At 66.1% G+C, this 20,222-nt stretch carries 20 protein-coding genes and 1 other RNA gene; 17 read left to right on the top strand and 4 right to left on the bottom strand.

Translation table 11 applies throughout. From position 1 onward, the window contains the following. Position 1: 1 nt before the first annotated feature. The 4 genes from rsmH to rsmI all read right to left on the bottom strand — a co-directional run bounded on the left by rsmH (position 2) and on the right by rsmI (position 2,990). Entirely contained in the window at positions 2-928 is a 927-nt protein-coding gene (gene rsmH, locus FHW85_RS09235; RefSeq protein ID WP_168648057.1) for a 16S rRNA (cytosine(1402)-N(4))-methyltransferase RsmH, read from the bottom strand. A 56-nt stretch (positions 929-984) separates the two neighbouring features. Then, positions 985-1,431 (bottom strand): division/cell wall cluster transcriptional repressor MraZ, encoded by a 447-nt coding sequence (mraZ, locus tag FHW85_RS09230; RefSeq protein WP_167252488.1) that lies wholly within the window; start codon positions 1,429-1,431, stop codon positions 985-987. Between the two features lie 324 nt (positions 1,432-1,755). After that, positions 1,756-2,121: RNase P RNA component class A (gene rnpB / locus FHW85_RS09225), an RNA gene on the bottom strand. Positions 2,122-2,156: 35 nt separating this feature from the next. Further along, positions 2,157-2,990, bottom strand: a complete 834-nt coding sequence (gene rsmI, locus FHW85_RS09220) for a 16S rRNA (cytidine(1402)-2'-O)-methyltransferase (RefSeq protein WP_167252489.1) — start codon at positions 2,988-2,990, stop codon at positions 2,157-2,159. A gap of 89 nt (positions 2,991-3,079) precedes the next feature. Here rsmI and FHW85_RS09215 point away from each other — a divergent pair, with 89 nt between their 5' ends. The 17 genes from FHW85_RS09215 to FHW85_RS09135 all read left to right on the top strand — a co-directional run bounded on the left by FHW85_RS09215 (position 3,080) and on the right by FHW85_RS09135 (position 20,084). Continuing rightward, on the top strand, positions 3,080-4,903 hold the full coding sequence (locus FHW85_RS09215) for a penicillin-binding protein activator (protein WP_168648056.1): 1,824 nt from the start codon (positions 3,080-3,082) through the stop codon (positions 4,901-4,903). A 10-nt stretch (positions 4,904-4,913) separates the two neighbouring features. Further along, positions 4,914-5,270: a YraN family protein gene (locus tag FHW85_RS09210; protein ID WP_167252491.1), complete on the top strand. Its 357-nt coding sequence runs from the start codon at positions 4,914-4,916 to the stop codon at positions 5,268-5,270. Between the two features lie 622 nt (positions 5,271-5,892). Further along, entirely contained in the window at positions 5,893-6,330 is a 438-nt protein-coding gene (locus tag FHW85_RS09205; protein ID WP_167252749.1) for a hypothetical protein, read from the top strand. Positions 6,331-6,372: 42 nt separating this feature from the next. Further along, a complete protein-coding gene (locus FHW85_RS09200; RefSeq protein ID WP_168648055.1) occupies positions 6,373-7,347 on the top strand; it encodes a type IV secretion system protein in 975 nt (324 codons plus the stop codon). 38 nt (positions 7,348-7,385) lie between these two features. Then, a complete protein-coding gene (locus FHW85_RS09195) occupies positions 7,386-8,114 on the top strand; it encodes a TrbG/VirB9 family P-type conjugative transfer protein (RefSeq protein ID WP_246866716.1) in 729 nt (242 codons plus the stop codon). After that, positions 8,111-9,349, top strand: a complete 1,239-nt coding sequence (locus FHW85_RS09190) for a TrbI/VirB10 family protein (RefSeq protein ID WP_167252494.1) — start codon at positions 8,111-8,113, stop codon at positions 9,347-9,349. Before FHW85_RS09195 ends, FHW85_RS09190 begins: the two co-directional genes overlap by 4 nt. An 18-nt stretch (positions 9,350-9,367) precedes the next feature. Then, positions 9,368-10,402 (top strand): P-type DNA transfer ATPase VirB11, encoded by a 1,035-nt coding sequence (gene virB11, locus FHW85_RS09185; protein WP_167252495.1) that lies wholly within the window; start codon positions 9,368-9,370, stop codon positions 10,400-10,402. Positions 10,403-10,427: 25 nt separating this feature from the next. Beyond that, positions 10,428-11,483, top strand: a complete 1,056-nt coding sequence (locus FHW85_RS09180; protein ID WP_168648053.1) for a lytic transglycosylase domain-containing protein — start codon at positions 10,428-10,430, stop codon at positions 11,481-11,483. Positions 11,484-11,705: 222 nt separating this feature from the next. Next, positions 11,706-12,047 (top strand): TrbC/VirB2 family protein, encoded by a 342-nt coding sequence (locus tag FHW85_RS09175; RefSeq protein WP_279589658.1) that lies wholly within the window; start codon positions 11,706-11,708, stop codon positions 12,045-12,047. After that, positions 12,040-12,345, top strand: a complete 306-nt coding sequence (locus FHW85_RS09170; RefSeq protein WP_167252497.1) for a VirB3 family type IV secretion system protein — start codon at positions 12,040-12,042, stop codon at positions 12,343-12,345. The genes FHW85_RS09175 and FHW85_RS09170 overlap by 8 nt, the downstream gene beginning before the upstream one ends. 69 nt (positions 12,346-12,414) lie before the next feature. Next, complete coding sequence (locus FHW85_RS09165) at positions 12,415-14,892, top strand: VirB4 family type IV secretion/conjugal transfer ATPase (RefSeq protein ID WP_167252498.1); 2,478 nt, start codon at positions 12,415-12,417, stop codon at positions 14,890-14,892. Positions 14,893-14,921: 29 nt separating this feature from the next. Then, positions 14,922-15,704 carry a hypothetical protein gene (locus tag FHW85_RS09160; RefSeq protein WP_167252499.1) on the top strand — a complete coding sequence of 261 codons (783 nt, stop codon included), beginning with the start codon at positions 14,922-14,924 and terminating at the stop codon, positions 15,702-15,704. Positions 15,705-15,755: 51 nt separating this feature from the next. Further along, a complete protein-coding gene (locus tag FHW85_RS09155; RefSeq protein WP_167252500.1) occupies positions 15,756-16,865 on the top strand; it encodes a type IV secretion system protein in 1,110 nt (369 codons plus the stop codon). Between the two features lie 2 nt (positions 16,866-16,867). Then, on the top strand, positions 16,868-17,359 hold the full coding sequence (locus FHW85_RS22485) for a DUF4189 domain-containing protein (protein ID WP_167252501.1): 492 nt from the start codon (positions 16,868-16,870) through the stop codon (positions 17,357-17,359). A 137-nt stretch (positions 17,360-17,496) separates the two neighbouring features. Continuing rightward, entirely contained in the window at positions 17,497-17,835 is a 339-nt protein-coding gene (locus tag FHW85_RS09145; RefSeq protein WP_167252502.1) for a hypothetical protein, read from the top strand. Between the two features lie 333 nt (positions 17,836-18,168). Next, on the top strand, positions 18,169-18,759 hold the full coding sequence (locus FHW85_RS09140; protein ID WP_168648052.1) for a hypothetical protein: 591 nt from the start codon (positions 18,169-18,171) through the stop codon (positions 18,757-18,759). A gap of 50 nt (positions 18,760-18,809) precedes the next feature. Continuing rightward, positions 18,810-20,084, top strand: a complete 1,275-nt coding sequence (locus FHW85_RS09135; protein WP_246866709.1) for an XVIPCD domain-containing protein — start codon at positions 18,810-18,812, stop codon at positions 20,082-20,084. Positions 20,085-20,222: the final 138 nt, after the last annotated feature.

Here is a 20,222-nt window from a genome sequence, read left to right as displayed (position 1 = left end):
TTCATGAGAGCTTCTCCGCCACGCGCAGCACCGCCGAGCGGGAGCGCGGATTGGCGGCCTGCTCGGCCTCGGACGGGAACTGCGCCTTGCCCACCGCGGCCAGGCGCGCGGGCGCGGCGGCGATGGGCGGGCCGCGCCGGCTGCCCTGCACGCGGCCGGAGTGGTCGCGGATGAAGAGCTTGACCGCGCGGTCTTCCAGCGAGTGGAAGCTGATGATCGACAGGCGGCCGCCGACGTTCAGGCGCTCCAGCGCCGAGGCCAGCCCCTGCCTGAGCGAGTCCAGCTCGCCGTTCACCTGGATGCGCAGCGCCTGGAAGCTGCGCGTGGCCGGATGCTTGCCGGGCTCCCGGCGGCCGATCACGCGCTCGATCAGCCCGGCCAGTTCGCCGGTACGCGTCAGCGGATGCCCGGCGCGGTCTTCGACGATGGCGCGGGCGATCTTGCGGCTGAAGCGCTCCTCGCCGTAGACCCACAGCACGTCGGCGATCTCGCGCTCGTCGGCACGGGCAAGGAAGTCGGCGGCGCTTTCGCCCTGGGTCGGGTCCATGCGCATGTCGAGCGGCGCATCGGCCATGAAGCTGAAGCCGCGCGCGGCTTCGTCCAGCTGCGGCGAGGAGACGCCCAGATCCAGCAGCACGCCGTCGAGGCCGGCGGCGGTTTCGTCCCATTCGGCCAGGCTGGAGAAATTGGCGTGGCGGATCGACACGCGCGCATCGGCGGCGAATTCGGCCCGGGCGGTGGCGATGGCGGCGGGGTCGCGGTCCATCAGCAGCAGGCGGCCGTCGGGGCCCAGGCGCGACAGCACGGCGCGGGCGTGACCGCCGCGTCCGAAGGTGCCATCCAGATAACGCCCGCCAGCCCGCACGGCGAGACCCTCCACTGCTTCACCCAGCATCACCGGGATGTGCCGCAACACTTGCTCGGCCATGCCGCACTCCCGCTCCCGTCCCATGTACTGCTGCGCTGCGCCGCCACCGTGTCCGGTTACAGGCGCAGGTCCGCCATTTCGTCAGTGATGTCGTCTTCGCCCAGGGTCTGGCGGATCTTGGCCAGGTGGGCCTGTTCGCTCCACAGCTCGAACTTGTTGCCCATGCCCAGCAGGACCGCTTTCTTCTCGATGCCCGCCGCCGCCCGCTGGCTCGCCGGCAGCAGGACGCGCGCGGCGGAATCCGGTTCGACGATGGCCGCGGCGCCCACCAGCTTCATCTGCATGTCGCGATGGGCCGCCTTGACCTTGGGCAGGGCGTTGACCTGGTCGCGCACCTGCTCCCACTCCGCGTACGGGAAGACCCACAGGCAGCCCGCGTCGAAGGGGTTGTAGGTGATCACCAGGCGATTCGCGCACGCGTCCGCCACCTGATCCCGATACGCGGTCGGGATGGCCAGGCGGCCCTTGTCGTCGACGGTGATGGCGGTTTCGCCCTGGAACACGGCCCGATAACTCCCACGAATTCCCACGATTTCACACGGGAACCCACGATAGTCTCGCCCCCTGAGACTGTCAAGGGAATTTTGCTTGTGAATCAATGAGAAAGGCGGAGGTGTGGCAGTAATTCCAGCCTTTTCTTAGGAAATACCCCGAGGTATTTGAATGGCTAGGAAATTTTGGAAAACTTGCGAACCATTTCGCAGTCCTGGAGGCGGGCGCACGAGCCTGCCGCATGAACCCGCGTTCATGCGGCCTGCCACTCCAGGAAATCCCACGCGAGATCCTTCCAGGCCACCGCCAAGGGGCCTGCGCGCGGGAGAAAAAAGAGGCGGAGTCGGCCTGTAAGCCGGGTTCTGTACGCCTTGCGGCGCGACAGTCATTCCTCTCGGCCTGGCGTCGCCGCCAGGCTCCAGCAACCTACCCGGGAACAACGCGGGCCGCGTTATCGTTCCCCTATTTGGTCTTGCTCCGAGTGGGGTTTGCCGTGCCACGCGGCGTTGGCCCCGCGCGCGGTGCGCTCTTACCGCACCGTTTCACCCTTACCACGCGCATCGAAGATGCCGTTCGGCGGTTTGCTCTCTGTTGCACTTTCCGTCGGCTCGCGCCGCCCAGGCGTTACCTGGCACTCTGCCCTGTGGAGCCCGGACTTTCCTCGATGCGCTTGCGCGTATCGCGACTGCCCGGCCGACTCCGCCAGCCATTGTAACCGCAGCGGCATCTCCGCGCTTCAGTCGCCGCCTTCATATAGAGCGCGGCGCGAGGCGCCGGTGATCGATGCGGCAAGCTTGGCGGCCCGCGTCGGCGGCATTTCCTCGCGCAGGATGGCGAAGACGCGGCGGCCTTCGGCCACGCGCGCATCGGCATCGTCGCCGCGGCCATGCACCAGCAGCACGCATTCGCCGCGCTGCTGGTCCGGATCGGCCGCCACGCGCGCGGCCAGCGCTGCGAGCGGCTCGCCCAGCACGGTTTCGAACAGCTTGGTCAGTTCGCGCGCCAGCACCGCCTCGCGCGCTTCGCCGAACACGTCGCGCATGTCGGCCAGGCTTTCGGCGACGCGGTGCGAAGACTCATAGAAGATAAGCGTGCGCCCTTCCCCTTCCAGCTCCTGCAGGCGCGCGCGGCGCGCGGCGGACTTCGGCGGCAGGAAGCCCTCGAACACGAAGCGGTCGCTGGGCAGCCCCGCCACCGACAAGGCGGCGATCGCGGCACAGGCGCCCGGCACCGGCGCGCAGCGGATGCCGGCGGCACGCGCGGCACGCACCAGGCGGAAGCCCGGATCGCTGACCAGCGGCGTGCCCGCATCGGAAATCAGCGCCACCGATTCGCCGCCCTGCAGCCTGCGCACCAGCGCATCCACCGCCTCGCGCTCGTTGTGCTCGTGCAGGGCCGTGAGCGGCGTGCCGATGTTGTGATGCATGAGCAGCGGCCGGCTGTGCCGGGTGTCTTCGCAAGCAATCACGGCGACGGAGCGCAGGGTCTCGATGGCGCGCGCGGAGATGTCGTCGCGATGACCGATCGGCGTGGCCACCACCCACAGACAACCGGGCTTAAGCTGAGACATGGGCGGCAGTTCCTCTGACATAAGCGGTCGGCACGATCGGCTATGATCGCCCAATTGTTCTTCGTGTCGACAGATCCAAGGACGTTTGCATGCGCCTGATTCGCGCCACAGGCCTCGGCCTGATGATCTCGCTGGCGCTCGCCGGCTGCGTGCCGCCGAGCGCGACGCGCACTCCCGCCGAAGTCTCCGCCGAGGAGAGCGCCGCCGCGATGGCGCGCGATGGCCGCTTCGACCAGGCCGCGCAGGCTTATCTCGCCCTGGCCGGCACCTCGTCCGGGGCCGCCGACCACTACCGCCTGCTGGCCGGCGAGGCCTACCGCCAGGAAGGCCGCCTGGAACAGGCCGCCGCCTTCCTGCCCACCATCAAGCGCGCGCGCCTGAGCGGCGACGAGCCGGTGCGGCTGGATCTGCTGCAGGCCGAGCTCGCGCTGAAGCAGAACAACCCGCAGCGCGCGCTGCAGCTCACCACCCAGCCCGGCGTCGCCGTGCCGGCCAACCTGCAGCTGCGCCAGCTGGAACTGCGCGCCAAGGCCATGGACGCCACTGGCGATGCCTGGGGCGCCGCGCGCAGCCGCGTGGAGATGGACGAGCGCCTGAGCGGCCTGGATCAGACGCAGAACCGCAAGCAGATCCTGGCCCAGCTGGCCAAGCTGGGCGTCGACCCGCTCAAGCAGCGCGCCGCCGCCATGCAGCAGGGCGACCGCATGCTGCCGTGGATCAACGAGGCGCTGAGCCAGCTCGGCGTGGCCGTGGCGCGCCCGCAGCCGACGCTGGAGCAGCAGGTCGGCACCATGATCCCCGGGCAGGACGCCAACGTGCGCGAGGGCTACAAGATGCCCGAGCGCGTGGCCCTGCTGCTGCCGGCCAGCGGCAGCTTCGCCGCGGCCGGCGCCACCATCCGCGAAGGCTTCTTCGCCGCTTATGCCGATGCCGCGCGCAACCGGGCGCCGCGTCCGCCGGTGAAGGTCTACGACAGCGGCGGCACGCCGGCCGGCGCGGTCAAGGCCTATCAGCAGGCGGTGGCCGACGGCGCCAAGCTGGTGGTGGGCCCGCTCACCCGCGGCGAGGTGTCGGCGCTGTTCGGCCAGGCCGAGCTGCCGGTGCAGCTGCTGGCGCTGAACCATCCCGACGACAAGAGCCTGCCGGCCGGCGGCGTCGCCGAATTCGGCCTGCTGCCGGAAACCGAGGGCGCGCAGGCGGCGGACCACATGGTCGAGCGCGGCCTGCTCACCGCCTATGTAGTGGTGACCGGCGAGGACTACGGCCAGCGCGCCGCCAATGCCTTCAAGGCGGAGCTCGAAGCGCGCGGCGGCAAGGTGACGCGCATGGCCACGCTCAACGGCAACGGGGTCAATTACGCCTCGCTGATCGCCGGGCTCAACGCGGCCGATGCGGGTTCCGATGCCGGCGTCTTCATCAGCATGCGTCCGCAACAGGCGCGCCTGCTGCTGCCCCAGCTGCGCCTGGCCCGCGTGAACCTGCCGGTGTTCGCCACCTCGCACGTGTATGCGGGCGTGGACGACGCGGGCGCCAACCACGACCTGGAAGGCGTCGAGTTCTGCGACGCGCCCTGGCTGTTCGACGCCCAGCCCGGCCTGCCCGACCACGCCGAGATCGCCGCGCAGCTGCCCAGCGCGCGCGGCCCCGCGGCGCGGCTGTTCGCCTTCGGCATGGATGCGTGGAACCTCATTCCTTATGTCGACTGGCTGCGCGAGCACGCCGGCAGCTACCTGCCCGGCGCCAGCGGCCAGCTCACCGCGGACCAGTTCGGGCGCGTGCGCCGCGTACTGGTGTGGGCGAAGTTCCAGGACGGCCTGGCGCATCCGCTCAGCGGCAGCCTGCAGATGGACAGCGCGCCCGCCCAGCCGCCCGCCCCCGCCGGCAGCACGGCGCCGCCGCCCGGCCAGGGCTGATCCGGCACCGATGCGCGCCGCCGGCGCGCTGTTCGAGCAACGCGCCTGCGCGGCCCTGCAAGGGGCCGGGCTGGCGCTGCTGGCGCGCAACTTCACCACGCGCCACGGCGAGCTCGATCTGGTGATGCGCCAGGGCGACACCGTGGTCTTCGTCGAAGTGCGCCACCGCGTGCGGGCCACGCATGGCGATGCGGCCAGCTCCATCACTGCGGCAAAACAGGCCAGGCTGATCAGCGCCGCCCGGCTATGGCTGGCCGCGCACCCGAAGCACGCACAGAGCCCCTGCCGCTTCGACGTGGTCTGCTACGACGGGCCGGCCGAAGCGGCGCGGATGTCGTGGTGGCGCGATGCCTTTCAGGTCAGTTGACCAGCCTTCAGGAATGGCCTGAAAAGCGCGCCGCAACAAGGCAGTTGTTAAGGCTGGACGTTTAGACGTCCAAATGCCCAAGCCACTGTTTTATGGCTGATTTACGACAATGTTTCAAACGCTAAGCAAAAGCTGTACCTACACACCGCGTTGCCAAATTTAGGCGCACTGCGTCACAATCCGCCCCTCGGGGTCTGGCCCCCGGAGATTAATGTGCGGTTTACTTGTAATAAGTGTGCTGGCCGCACATCCAACCGCCCGCATGCAAGGTTTAAGGACGGTCGCAAGAAGCCAGACTAGACAGGGAGTCTGAATGGAATCGATGCACATCACTTCGCGGGCGCTTGCGTCGCCCGCCATCGCCGTAGCGCGACAGGGGAAAACAACCGGCGGCTCGACCGCCTGCCTCCGCACCGGACCTTCGGGGACTCCGGCGCGTTCTCGCGCACCGACGCTTCTTCGCTTGCTCTGAATCTGACGCCGCCGGCCTGCGCCGGTGTCATCGGCATGCCCTGGTTTCAGGGTATTGCGGACCCTGCGGCGAACGATTCACGGCTCGATATCGGCTTTCCTTACAACTTGTGGGTACGACGTGAAAAAGGATTTCTTCAAACCGGCCCTGCTGGGCGCCTCGTTGCTCGCCACCCTGGCACTTTCCGGCTGCGGCACTACGCCGGCCAAGGACTTCGGCGGCTCCTGGAAACAGGTCAACCGCTTCCAGGACGCGCCCACCGAGATTCCGCTTGCCAAGAACTACACGTTCTACGCCTCGCCGATGGACGAGACGCTCAAGAACATGCTGACGCGCTGGTCGCGCGACACCGGCATGCAGTTGTCCTACCAGCTGCCCTCCGACTACACGCTCTACAAGCGCGTAAGCGACCTGCACACCACCGATATCCAGTCCGCCACGGCCGAGCTGTCGTCGATCTACGCCAGCCAGGGCGTGTCGGTGAGCGCGGACGAGCGCCAGATCCTGGTGCAGGCGGCGGGCGGTTCCGTCGGCGCGCCGGCGGATGCACCGAACAGCCCGGCGCCCAGCGCGCCGAGCGCGAAGTAATCACAGGGGATTAGTCGTGAATTCCGTTATGGGTTTCCGCCGATGCTGAAGCGCACATCGAGCAAGAAGATCGACGAGGCCGTCGCCAAGTCGGTCAATTTCGAGGTGACCGTCGCCGACCTCGCCAAGCGCAGCGAACGCCGCGCGTGGTGGGTGGCCGGTTCCTCCGTGGTGATGTCCCTGATCCTTGCCGGCGGCTATTTCTACATGCTGCCGCTGAAGGAAAAGATCCCCTACATGGTGATGGCCGACGCCTACACCGGCACCGCCACCGTGGCGCGCCTGACGGAGGACTTCACCAACCGCCAGATCAGCACCAGCGAAGCGATCAACCGCAGCAACGTGGCGCACTTCGTGCTGGCGCGCGAGTCCTTCGACGTCGCCACCATGACGCTGCGCGACTGGGGCACCGTGCTGGTGATGTCGGCGCCGGACGTGGCCGACGCCTTCCGCGTGCTGCATGCGGCCAATAACCCGACCAGCCCGTACAAGCTGTACGGCCGCGAGCGGGCGATCCGCGTGAAGATCCTCAGCATCGTGCTGATCGGCGGCGGCCAGGGCCAGACGCCCAAGGGCGCCACCGTGCGCTTCCAGCGCAGCATCTACAACAAGCAGTCCGGCACGCTGCAGCCGCTGGACAGCAAGATCGCCACCATCGAATTCGCCTACAAGGCGAACCTGAAGATGGACGACCAGTACCGCATCGAGAACCCGCTCGGCTTCCAGGTCACCAGCTACCGCGTCGACAACGACTACGCCACGGCTCCGCCGGAGGAAGTCCCGGTGCCGGCGGCCGCGCCCGACCCGAATGCCGAGCAGGCCGCCGCCGCGCCGGCAGGCGCCGCGCCGGCCGAAGGCACCATGACCGTGCAGCCGGGCGCCGCGCCCGACGACGGACTGCGCACCGCTCCCGTTCCGCAATCCCCGATTCCGGAACGCGAAGCCCCCAGGACCACGGCACCGGCGCCCGCCGCGCCGGCGCCCCGTAACACCGCGAATGGAGTCGGCCGTCGATGAACCGAACGAGGAAACTAGCCCTGGCTGGCGCCATCTGCATGGCCGCCATGGGCCTTGCGCCCCACGCTCACGCGCAGGTGGTGCAGCAGTACGAGTACCAGCCCGACCGCATCTACCAGGTGCGCACCGCGCTGGGCATCACCACGCAGATCGAGCTCAGCCCGAACGAGAAGATCCTGGACTACAGCACCGGCTTCGCCAACGGCTGGGAGCTGTCGCGCCGCGACAACGTGTTCTACCTGAAGCCCAAGAACGTCGACGTCGACACCAACCTGATGATCCGCACGGAGACGCATTCGTACATCTTCGAGCTGAAAGTCGTCGCCACCGACTGGAAGGCGCTGGACCAGGCCAAGCGCGCCGGCGTGCAGTACCGCATCAGCTTCACCTATCCGGGCGACACCGCGTTCGCGGACGAGGCGGTGAAGACCGCCGCCGTGCCGGAGCAGAGCACCGAACTGCACAAGGACCGTGTCTACAACTTCGACTACGACTACGCCACCCGCGGCGGCAAGAAGTCGCCCTGGCTGATTCCGGTGAACGTCTACGACGACGCGCACTTCACCTACATCAAGCTGCCGGACCTGGCGAAGTTCCCCACGGGCGACTTCCCGGTGGTGTACATGCGCGAACGTGAGCATGGCGAAGACTCGCTGGTGAACACCACCGTCGAGGGCAACACCATCATCGTGCACGGCACCTATCCCTACCTGGTCATCCGTCACGGCGACAACGTCGTAGGCCTGCGAAGGAACACCAAAAAGTGAGCTCGAACAATCCATACGAGGGCGGCCAGGGCGCGCCGCAGGACAATCCGCAAGGCAGCGGCGAGCCGTTGTCGAGCAATCCTTATCACACCAATTACCAGCAGCAGCAGTCCGTCCCCGACCTGGACGCCAACGCGCCGCAGCTGCGCTCCAACGACCTGAAGCGCATGAACCGCCGCGCGCTCGGCTTCATGGGCGGCATCCTGGCGCTGCTGGTAGTGCTCGCGTTCTGGCTGGTCAACGGCGCCACCTCGCGCCATGAGCAGCCGAAGAAGGCGAAGGAAGAAACCGTCACGGTGCCGGACGCGCCCAGGCCGATCCCGCTGCCGCCCCCGCCGCCGCCGCGCCAGGCCGAGCCGATCCAGGTCGCGCAGACGCCGCCGCTGCCGCTCAACCCCACGCCGCAGCCCAAGCGCGAGGAAGGCCCGCGCGGCCCCAGCCTGGTCGAGCGCCGCATGATGACCGGCAACTCCGCCGCGCAGGCGGCCGATGCGCAGGGCAATCCGGTGCCGGCCGGCAATCCCTATCTGCAGGGCCTGCCGGGCATGGGCAATCCGAACCAGCCGGCGCAGCAGCAGGGCGACCCGAACCGTCCGGACTTCGGCTTCAACTCGCTGGACAAGAACGCCAGCGCGCAGACGGTGCACAACCCCGACACGCTGATGCAGCGCGGCACGTACATCCGCTGCGTGCTCGAAACCCGCATCATCAGCGACTTCCCGGGCTTCACCACCTGCATCGTCACTGAGCCGGTGTACTCCTTCAACGGCCACAAGCTGCTGCTGCCGAAGGGTTCGAAGGTGCTGGGCAAGTACCAGTCGGTGCCGAAGGGTCCGCGCATCGCCGTGATCTGGGACCGCATCATCACGCCCAACGGCGTGGACGTGAACATGTCCAGCCCCGGCATCGACAACCTCGGCAGCTCCGGCCACCCCGGCCAGTACGACGCGCATTGGCCCAGCCGCATCGGCGCGGCCCTGCTGATCAGCCTGCTCAGCGACGCGTTCAAGTACGAGGCGGCCGAGCACGGCCCGCGCCAGACCACGGTCAGCAATGGCGTGGTGACGCAGTCGCCGTTCGAGAGCAACACCGCGGCCACCATCCAGAGCCTGGCCAACCAGGCCGTGCGCGAAGCGGCCAACCGGCTGCCGACGGTGACCGTCAATCAGGGTACGGTGCTGTATGTCTACGTCGCCAAGGACGTGGATTTCAGCGGCGTGGTCTCCCGGCTTTGAGGAACGAGACGAACCGGTATGGATGACGGCGCAGTCGCACAGGTTTCCAACGAATTCCTCGATTACCAGTACGAGGTACTGGGCATCAAGGAGTTCATGGCCTCGCCCGAGGTCACGGAAATCTGCATCAACAGGCCGGGCGAGCTGTACCTGGAAAGCCGGGGCGGATGGCAGAAGATGGAAGTCCCGTCGCTGACCTTCGACCGCGCGCGCCAGTTCTGCACCGCCGTCGTCAACGAGAGCAACACGGGGCAGCGCATCACCGACGCCGACCCCGTGGTGTCGCTCACCTTCCCTACCGGGCAGCGCGCGCAGTTCGTGATCCCGCCGGCCGTCGAGGCCGGCAAGGTCTCGATCACCATCCGCCTGCCGTCCAAGCAGACCAAGACGCTGGCGCAGTACCACGACGACGGCTTCTTCAGCGAGATCATCGAGGACGCGCACGGCATCAGCAGCCTGGACCAGGAACTGCTCGACCTGCGCGCGCAGCGCCGCTACGCGGATTTCTTCCGCCAGGCGGTGCTGTACAAGAAGAACATCGTGGTGTCCGGCGCCACCGGCAGCGGCAAGACCACCTTCATGAAGTCGCTGGTGCACCACATCCCGCACCACGAGCGGCTGGTGAGCATCGAGGACGCGCGCGAGCTGTTCCTGGACCAGCCCAACGTGGTGCACCTGCTCTATTCCAAGGGCGGCCAGAGCACCAGCAACGTCACCGCGAAGAGCTGCATGGAAGCGTGCCTGCGCATGAAGCCGGACCGCATCATCCTGGCCGAGCTGCGCGGCGACGAATCGTTCTACTTCATCCGCAACTGCGCGTCGGGCCACCCGGGTTCGATCACCAGCTGCCACGCCGGCAGCCCGGAACAGACCTGGGACCAGCTCGCCCTGATGGTGAAGGCCTCGGCCGAGGGCTCGGGCCTGGAGTTCGCCACCATCAAGCGCCTGCTGCAGATGACCATCGACATCGTGGTGCACATCAAGGCGCACGCGGGCCGGCGCTACATCACCGGCATCGACTTCAACCCCGCCCGCCAGTTCGCCGGCGGCTGACGGCACAGGAGCACAGGGACCGACCATGCTGACCGGACTGGAAATGATGGCCTGCCAGAACCTCGCCGTACCGGCGGAGGTGATGCAGCACGTCGTCAATGTCGAGTCGAGCTCCAACCCCTTCGCCATCGGCGTGGTGGGCGGTCAGCTGGTGCGCCAGCCGCAGAACCTGGACGAGGCGATCGCCACCGTCCAGATGCTGGAGAACAAGGGCTACAACTTCTCGGTCGGCCTGGCCCAGGTCAACCGCAGCAATTTCGGCAAGTACGGCCTGGACACCTACGAGAAAGCGTTCTCGATGTGCGGCAACCTGATCGCCGGCTCGCGCATCCTGGCGCAGTGCTATGCCAGCGCGGGCGGCGACTGGGGCAAGGCCTTCAGCTGCTACTACTCCGGCAACTTCACCACCGGCTACCGCGACGGCTACGTCCAGAAGATCTACGACTCGATGGGCCGCGGCATGCGCCTGGCCAGCAACACCCAGGTGGCCCAGGCCATTCCGCTGCAGAGCCAGGGCCAGGGCCAGAGCCAGGCCATGCCGCAGAACGCCAACCGCCGCGTGGTGCCGCCGGTGGTCAATACGCAGATCGACGACGCTTCGTACCGCGTGGCGCTGCGCAGCGTGGCGATCGACACCGCCGCCACCGCGGCGGTGAACGCGGTGGCCGCGCGCCTGGGCATGCAGCCGGCGCAGCAGCAGGTCAACGCGCTGCCGCAGCAGGCCATGCCGCAGGGCGTGCCCAATCCGAATTTCGCGCAGACCATGCAGCAGGCCATGGCGCCCAACGGCCAGGCCAACACCCAGGTGGCACCGCAGGCCATGCCGGGCAACTTCCAGGGCCAGGCCAACGACAACCAGCCGATCATGGCCGGCGTCGTCGGCGCCGCTCCCGCCGGCAATCCGGTCGCCGGCCCCGCCGGGCAGGGCGACGAGGTGTTCACGCCGCAGGTGCGCGGCCCCAACGACCGCGCACCGCAGCAGCAACAGCAGCAGCCGCGCCAGGCCAACGCCAACGTGGCGCCTGGCACCGACCGCGCCGACATGCGCCAGGGAGGCAGCGATGCCGCCTTCGTTTTCTGACCTCTTCCGGCTGCCGCCCGCGGGGCGCGGCCACCACGATTCGCGCGCGGGTACGCCTGGCCTGCCGCGAAGGCCCTCGGGCCGCCAGCAAGCTCCGGCCCAGGCCGGGCCGTCCGTCGTATCACCAAAGCCCGCGGGCTGACGCCCGTCACCGAACCGCCCAGAAGGAACCGTCCAATGGCAAACAAGCTCAACATCCCGACCAACATGAACACCAAGAACATGCTCGCCATGATGATCGTGGGCCTGGTCCTTGTCGCTACCATCGCCATGCCCGACCTGGCGTTCGCGCAGGACTTCGCCGGCACCGACACCAAGGTCTGCGGCTTCTTCAAGAACATCAACGGCCTGCTCAACATGGCGTCGATCGCCGTGGTGACCATCGCGGTGATCTTCTCCGGCTACCAGATCGCCTTCGCGCACAAGCGCATCGGCGACGTGGCTCCGATCCTGATCGGCGGCGTGCTGATCGGCGCGGCGGCCCAGATCGCCAAGATGCTGATCGGCGACACCGGCAACACCTGCTCGGCCGCCGTGATCCACATCCTGCAGCACTATGCATAAGAACGCGCTCTTCCGGGGCTGCACGCGCCCGCCCATGTTCATGGGCGTGCCGTACATACCCTTCTTCATCGGAGCGGGAAGCGGACTGCTGTTGGCCATGTACTCCGGCAACATGCTGCTGCTGGCGATCATCCCGCCGATCGTCATGGTGATGCGCCAGATGGCGCGCCGCGATGAGCTGATCTTCCGCCTGCTGGGGCTGCGGCTGCAGTTCCGGACCCGGGTGCGCAACCTGCAGCAGAACGAAGGCATGTGGGTGTTCACCCCCAATGCCTATCGGGATCACAAAGACAAGTAACACAAGGGCCCCTCGGCGAAGACTTTCGCCGGGGGCGGCCTTTTTCGACACATCACCGGTCATCGAGCCATGTTCACGTCAGACGCACCCATCAGCGAATTCCTGCCACTGTCCACCCATGTATCCCCGACCGTGCTCAAGACCACGGGCGGCGACTACATGCTCGTATGGCGGCTGGAAGGCCTGCCCTTCGTCGGACGCGAGGAATGGGAACTCGAGCACCGGCACAACACCTTCAACCGCATGCTGCAGACCTTGCGCGCGCCGGACTTCGTCAACGTGGCCTTCTGGGTCCACGACGTGCGCCGCCGCCGCAAGCTGGTCAACAACAGCAAGTTCGACCACACCTTCAACCAGGGCCTGTCCGACGCCTACTACAGCGCGCTGTCGGCCCAGAAGCTGATGCAGAACGAGCTGTATCTCACCCTGATCTACCGTCCGGTGGTGGCCGGCAAGCGCTTCGCCGACAAGTCGGACAACGTCAGCCAGCTCGAAGCCGAGCAGCAGCAGGCGGTCGCCACCATCCTGGAGCTGGCCGGCAACGTCGAGGCGGTGCTCAAGGAGTACTCGCCCACGCGCCTGGGCATGTACGAAGCCAGCAACGGCATCGTGTTCTCCGAGCCGCTGGAATTCTTCGGCTACCTGCTCAACCGCATCGACGAACCGGTGCCGGTGCTGCAGGCGCCGGTGTACCGCTACCTGCCGGTGAGCAAGCAGCGCTTCTCCGCCAAGACCGGCGACTTCGTGATCACCACGCCCACCGGCGTCAATCACTTCGGTGCGGTGCTCAACATCAAGGAATACCCGGACGGTACCTACCCGGGCATTCTCAACGGCCTGAAGTACCTCGACTTCGAATACGTGGTCACCCACTCGTTCAGCCCAATGGGCCGCCAGGACGCGCTCAAGGCGCTGGAGCGCACCAAGGGCATGATGATCTCCTCCGGCGACAAGGCGGTGAGCCAGATCATCGAGATGGACCAGGCCATGGACCAGCTCGCCTCCGGCAACTTCGTGCTGGGCGAGTACCACTTCATGATGACCATCTACGCGGCCACGCACGAACTGCTCTCGCAGCAGATCGCCGCCACCCGCGCGGAGCTTTCCAACGCCGGCTTCGTCTCGATCAAGGAAGACCTGGCGGTCACCGCGTCGTACTACTCGCAGTTCCCCGCCAACTGGAAGTTCCGCACCCGCCTGGCCAACGTCAGCTCGCTGAACTTCCTGGGCCTGTCGCCGCTGCACAACTTCGCGCTGGGCAAGAAGGAGAACAACCCCTGGGGCGATTGCGTCACCACGCTGCAGACCACCAACGGCCAGCCGTACTACTTCAATTTCCACGCCACCCACCCGGGCGAGAATTCGCTGGGCGAGAAGGCGATCGCCAACACCATGGTCATCGGCAAGTCCGGTACCGGTAAAACCGCGCTGATCAACTTCCTGCTCAGCCAGGTGCAGAAGCTGAAGCCCGCGCCGACCATCTTCTTCTTCGACAAGGACAAGGGCGCGGAGATCTTCGTGCGCGCCTGCGGCGGCAATTACCTGTCGCTGGAGAACGGCCAGCCCACGGGCTTCAACCCGTTCCAGTGCGAGCGCAACGAAGGCAACGTGCAGTTCCTGTCCGACCTGATCAAGGTGCTGGCCGGCAAAAGCGTGTACAGCTCGCGCGAGGAGGACGACATCTTCCGCGCCGTCGAGGCCATCCTCGACACGCCGATGCACCTGCGCACCATGACCAACTTCCAGAAGAGCCTGCCCAACATGGGCGACGACGGCCTGTTCGTGCGCATGCGCAAGTGGACCGCCGGCAACTCGCTGGGCTGGGTGTTCGACAACCCGGTCGACACCATCGACCTGCAGAAAGCCAACATCATCGGCTTCGACTACACCGACATCATCGACAACCCCGAAGTGCGCTCGCCGGTGATCAACTACCTGCTGCACCGCCTGGAGTCGCTGATCGACGGCCGCCGCCTGATCTACGTGATGGACGAGTTCTGGAAGATCCTGGACGGCAAGGGCGGCCTGAAGGAATTCGCCAAGAACAAGCAGAAGACCATCCGTAAGCAGAACGGCATGGGCATCTTCGCCACGCAAAGTCCCGAGGACGCGCTGGCCAGCGACATCTCCGCGGCGCTGATCGAGCAGACCGCCACCATGATCCTGCTGCCCAATCCCAACGCCAGCCGCGAGGACTACATCAACGGCCTCAAGCTGACGGAAGCGGAATACCAGGTGGTGGTGGGACTGGACGAGCGCTCGCGCTGCTTCCTGGTCAAGCAGGGCCATGCCTCGTCGGTGTGCCAGCTCAACCTGCGCGGCCTGGACGATGCGCTGGCGGTGATCTCCGCCTCCACCGACAACATCGAGATCATGCACCAGGTGCTGGCCGAACACGCCAATGCCGCCGGCGTGCCCGCCGGCGATCTCAAGCCCGACCAGTGGCTGCCCACCTTCTACGAGCGCCGCAAGGGCAGCGGCAAGGGCCGGCCCAGCTCGCCGGCCGGCGCCAACCAGAACACCCCCCGCCGCACCGCGGCCGGCTGACCCCAACCCTCGACTACGGACAACGTGCCATGACCAAGCAAACGCGCACCCCCCGTCTTCTGAAGCTTCCGGCTGCCGTGGCATTCGCGGTGGTTTCGCTCAGCGGCTTCTACGCCAATCAGGCGCAGGCGCAGTGGGCGGTCATCGACCCGGCGCATATCGCGCAGGATGCGGCGAACTTCCTGCAGACCGCGGCGCAGTACGGCAAGGAGCTCGCGCAGTACCAGGCCGTGCTGCAGCACTACGCGCAGCAGCTGATTTCGTTGCAGAGCATGAGCTTCAGCAGCGTGCTGACCCTCAACACCACCTACACCAGGGTCGATCTGAAAGACGGCGTGGCGGATGCGTGCCCCTCCTCCAAGGATGGCATGCCCAGCATCTCCGACCTGATATCCCTGGCCATGCCCAGCATGAACGAGCCGGTGGTCGACGCCCAGCTCAAGATCTGCCAGCAGATCGTGATGCGGCGCAACCACCAGTACAACCTCACCGTCGACATGCTCAACCGCATCAACACCGTCTACGGCGGCTACATGCAGCAGTTCGAGCAGATATCGCAGATGGTCGGCACCAGCCAGGGTGCGCTCGCCGGCGCGCAAGCCAATATCGTGCGTGGCCAGGCCAGCATGGATGCCGAAGTCCGTCTGTGGCAGGTACAGGTCCAGGCCGACGAACAGATAATCCAGTATCTGCAAAGCCAGCAGGCCCAATTGGGCCAAACGGCGATGAAGGGCAAGAGTTCGCTGCTGGGTACCCTAGTCCAGGCCGGCACGCTGAAGCTCGCCTTCGATCATCTCAACAACGGCAACTGAGCCGTTCTGCATTGATGCCATTCGCGACACGAACCTAAGGAACTGGGTGCTATGGTGCAGCCTGCCGCAACTACCGGCGATTATATTTTCTTCTCGCTGGTCAACAGCTATCTGAAAAGCCAGATCGCCCATTTCCAGGAAGACGTCCTCGGACGCATGTCTCTGTGGGTGTCGACCTTCGCGGTCATCCTGGTCACCCTCTGGATCATGATCCAGGGCTATCGCATGGTCACCGGCCAGAGCCGCGAGCCAATGATGGCCCTGGTCGCGAACATGGCGAAGATAGTATTCATCGTCTCGGTGGCGACCACGCTCGCCGTTGCCGGCAATGACATCCAGGAATTGCTTACCACCGACCTGGGCAAGCACATCAACTTCCTGTTCACCGGCAGCGACAGCTCCCCGGAAGACATGATCGACAAGAACCTGGCCAAGACCCAGCTGGCCTTGTCGGCGATCAATGTGATCAAGGTCAACCCCACCGACATCGAAATGGCCAGCGAGAAATCCAAGGCCGAACTGTTGGCCACGTTCGGCACCGCCAGCCCGCCCATGACCGCCGGCGCGATGCTGCTGCTCTACCAGTTCGCTATGGCGTTATTCATAGGATTGGGACCATTGTTCATCCTGTGCCTGATCTTTGAGCAGACCAAGGAACTATTCCGAAAATGGTTGATGTACGGCATCGGCACGCTGTTCTCGATGGCCATGCTGGCGGTGGTCACCTCGATCGCCATGCGGCTATGCCTGAGCGTCGCCGAGGCACTATGGGCGGCCAATATGATCAATAGCCTTATCCCTGGAGCAGAAGGCACTGAGGGCTTGTCGAGCCTCGCCTTGCAGCAGGGCGGCATCGGCCTGCTGATGACGGCGCTGATTATCAGCGTTCCGCCCATGGCTTCGCTGTTCTTCCAAGGCACGATGGGCAACTTCATGTTCAATTCGGCCTTCGGCGGTTCCTCGTCTCAAATGAGCCCCAGTGGCCAGCAGATGCCGTATGCGGCGCCGCCGCCGCAGATCCAGAATTCCGGAAGTTCGCAACAAGCGATCCCTCAAGGCGCCACGTATAACCCGAATGCGGGCACCCGCGTCATAGGCACCACGACGGCGGCAGCTTCCGAGGACAAAGTCAAAGCCTTTGAGCCAAGCCAGAGGACATAGATGTGAAAGCAAGAATTCTCCTGCTGATCTGTCTTATTGGCCTTAGCGCCGGGGTACGAGCACAGGTCTCCTGCCCTCCAGGCATGATTCCCTATGGAACGGCCCAGGATCAAAGCGTTTGCGGGCCCGACCCCAACGCCCAGCAGCAGCCTCAGCAACCGTCGCAGCCCCCTGTGCGCTGGGCTTCGCGCTGGGGAGCGGTGGTGTCGGACCAGGGTGCCTTTGGCATCGTGTCCGACATGCCAGACAAAGAAAGCGCGATCTCTTCCGCGATGCAGGAATGCCACAACCGTGGCGGCGCCAACTGCACGGTCAACAACGTGTACGCGAACGCCTGTGTCGCGGTGATGGCGAATGGACAGATCATCTGGACCGAAAATGCCCAAACATCGGATGACGCATCCAGGCTAGGCATGAAGAACTGCTCCTCGAAAGGCTCTGCAAAGTGCTGGGTCTATTACTCCGGATGCAGCCTGGCTCGGCGCATTCAGTAACGCGATAACGCGAACGACAAGCACTGCTGCAGTTTCTGCGCGGGAAACGGCGTGCTGAAGCCAGCCCATGAAAATGTACTGGAAGCAGCGTTCCCGCTAACGCATCCGTCAATCCCATCTCACGCAAAGGAATGCCCATGAAGAAAGCACTGCTGCTCATCCTGCTCCTGGCCGCCAGCACCACCGCGTCGGCGCAGTTCTTTAAGGCCATCCCCTACTACGGGAACAACCCCTATCTGTTCTGCACCCTCGGCATGCCCTCGGACTGCTGGCTGCCCTCCAATCCGGTGACCGGCTCGTTCACGGTCACGGACTGGGAGTGCTTCAACCCGACGTCCGCACTCGTCTACGAGGAAATCTGCCCGAAAGCGTTCCCGGGCGCATCGACGACCGGCAACCTCGGCAGCTCGCTGGAACCGGTGCCGCCCGCGAACCCCGCGAACGGCGTGTCCGACTCGACCCAATCCAGCCGCTGAACGTTTGCACGACGGAAAGATGCCGCCCACCTGCCCGCAGGTGGGCGGATGAGACGAAGCGCACGACGCAGAGCAAATTTCAGGCAATTCCGCACATCCCTTGCACTTGCCTTACGCCACCGCGGCATTGAAACTCGCCGACGGCAGATTGAAAGGACCCATCGATCCATGAGCCCAAGGAAGCTACTGCTCGTCGCGCTGCTCGCTTCGCTGAGCGCGTGCGGCTCATCGCAATCGGCCGATCCTTCCGCCGCGTCGTCGGCGAAGGCACCGGCAGCAGCGGCTTCCGCGCCTGCGGTGCATGCCGCCGCCGAAACTCAAGGAAAGAGTGCCATGTCTCCCCTGCAGAACCTTCTTGGCGTATTCGCCGCCACCAACGCCTCGCCCTGGGCGGCCTTCGACGCCGTAGCCGGTGTGCAGTGGCGCGACGCCAAGCCGCTGGACAACCCCGACGCCACCGGCCCCGACATGTCGCACTACCGCAGCGGCAACCTGCTGCTGGCGGGCTTCGGCATGGTCGACGTGCCGGACGGCAAGACGGGCGGCGAGGCCGGCACCAGACAGGACAACGAGGGCAACGCCGGCGCCACGCTCAACGGCGACGCGGCCGCGGTGCAGTCGATCGCGCTGGTGAAGTTCTATCCCAGCGAGAACTACCAGGAAATCCTGCAGCACCAGCTCAGCGGCGATGCCGCGGTCAAGCCCATCGGCGGCTCCTGCGCGCTGGACTTCGGCACCACCGCCGCCAACACGCAGAAGAATGCCTTCTACCAGATCACGCTCGGGGCCAACGCTGCGCCCGTCTTCGCCGAAGCTTATATCGACGACGACGGCGGCAACCAGGGGCCGGGCAGCACCACGTTCGTGTTCTACCGGAGCAAGCCGGCGCAGCGGATGGAGGCCATGCGCTGTAAGGAGTCATAAAACCTCCACCTACAACTCAACCAGCATCGTCATCCACTAAGGAGTAAGCAATGGCTGATAGACGAGAGCACGCAGTGGCCACTGCGCAGGCATACCACCAGGGCAACATCGCCGGTCTGGACGACGCGATGACCCGCCGGCTCGTGGCTTCCGTCGTCATGACGGAGAGCAACGGCGGCAACCTCAGCGTGACCAACAAGCAAGGCTATGTCGGCCGCTACCAGGCCGGCGCCGGCTGGCTGGCGGACGCAGGCTACATCGACAAGGAAAAACTGCAGGAAGCCATGAAGGGCAGCCGCAGCGAATGGGCATGGGCCTCCAAGGGCGGCATGACCGAATTCCTCAACGATCCTTCCAACTGGAAGAACGGCCTGAGCCTGGAGAAGTACAAGGGCTCCGCCGAGCTGCAGGACAACGCCTTCCGCATCAACAGCGACCACGCCTACAAGCAGGCGCTGAAGAACGGCGTGCTGCACGAGGATGACAAGCCCGAAAAGATCGCCGGCTTCCTCAAGGCGCGCCATATCGCCGGCTACGGCGGCGCCGTGGCGGCGGTCACCGGCGGCCGCGTGATGCGCGACAGCAACGGCACCAGCAATTACGACTACATGCACGACATCACGCGCAACCGTGATGGCCTGGACCAGCTGATGAAGCGCGCACCTGGGCAGCACGCCCCGGAACCGGCCCGCGACAGCGCGCCGGGTGTGCTCAAGCAGGGTGCGCATGGCGCCGAGGTCGGCAAGCTGCAGGAGGAACTCAACCGCCTGGGCTACGACCTGAAGGCCGACAAGCAGTTCGGCCCGCAGACCGAAGCGAAGCTCAAGGCCTTCCAGCACGACCACGGCCTGAAGTCCGATGGCCAGTACGGCCCGCAGACCAAGGCCGCGCTCGACCGCGAGCTGAAGCAGCACGCCGGGCGCGACGGCAAGCACCTCGGCGACCAGGCGCACCCCGCGCACGGCGTGTTCAAGCAGGCGCTGGACGGCGTGCACAAGATCGACGCCGACCGCCAGCGCGCGCCGGACCAGATCAGCCAGAACGTGGCCGGCTCGCTCGCCGTCGCCGCGCAGCGCGCCGGGCTCAGCCGCATCGACCACGTGGTGATGAGCGAGGACGGCAGCCGCGTCTACGCCGTGCAGGGCGACCTCAACTCGCCGCACAAGCGCATGGCAGAGGTACCGACGCAGCAGGCGGTGAACACGTCGCTGGAGCAGAGCAGCCGCGAGATGGCCAAGCTCGGCGAACAGCAGGCCGCCGGCAAACCGCAGACGCAGACGCACGAGGCTCAGCAGGCCCAGGCGACTACGCCGCAGCACAGGTAATCGCTGTGCCGCGGCCGGAACAGGCGCCGGCCGCGGCCCAGTCAACCGACTGTGAAAGTCCCTGAACAACCTGTCGAACTTCGATGCCCGGCACGCGGCCGTTTCTCACGCGACAGCCGCTCCCGCTCCGCACCACCG

The sequence above is a fragment of the Dyella sp. SG609 genome (assembly GCF_012275375.1).
In the GTDB taxonomy this organism is placed as follows: Bacteria; Pseudomonadota; Gammaproteobacteria; order Xanthomonadales; family Rhodanobacteraceae; genus Dyella_D; species Dyella_D marensis.
This window is presented reverse-complemented; position numbering and strand designations above follow the sequence as displayed.